At 55.1% G+C, this 457-nt stretch carries 1 protein-coding gene; it reads left to right on the forward strand.

Annotation, left to right across the window (positions count from 1 at the left end; translation table 11 throughout):
* The first annotated feature begins 6 nt into the window (after positions 1–6).
* Complete coding sequence (locus Q2B33_RS18675) at positions 7–441, forward strand: C-type lectin domain-containing protein (RefSeq protein ID WP_300914159.1); 435 nt, start codon at positions 7–9, stop codon at positions 439–441.
* Positions 442–457: the final 16 nt, after the last annotated feature.

The raw sequence follows: 457 nt of genomic DNA on the forward strand, positions 1-457 counted from the left end.
CTGATCGTGGAAAATCTGACATGGACAGAGGCGTATGCGGCCTGTGAGGAAAAGGGCGGTTATCTGGCGACCCTCACCTCATGGGAAGAATTCCGGCGGGTGCAGGAACAGATTGTTTCGGAAGAAAAAACGGCGGTTACATTTTTTGTAGGCGCCAACAGGGCGGACAGATTTGGATTCGGCTGGCTGGAGCCCGGAACGCCGGAGGGATACGGTATGTTAGACCTGTATAAGGCCCTGTTCGCCGGTTTCTGGCTGGAGGGCGAGCCAAGCTATGAGGGGCTTACCGAGGACGGGAGAGAGGTAAAAGAGGAATACGTAGCCATCCTATACCGAACGGCGGATGGCAGGTGCTACCTCAACGATGTGCCGGAGGATATCCTGTCTGCCGCGCCCTCCTATGCAGGGCGGATCGGTTACATTTGTGAATATGATGAATGAGCGGTTGACAGAACTG

This window comes from uncultured Acetatifactor sp. (assembly GCF_948601915.1).
GTDB lineage: Bacteria > Bacillota > Clostridia > Lachnospirales > Lachnospiraceae > Acetatifactor.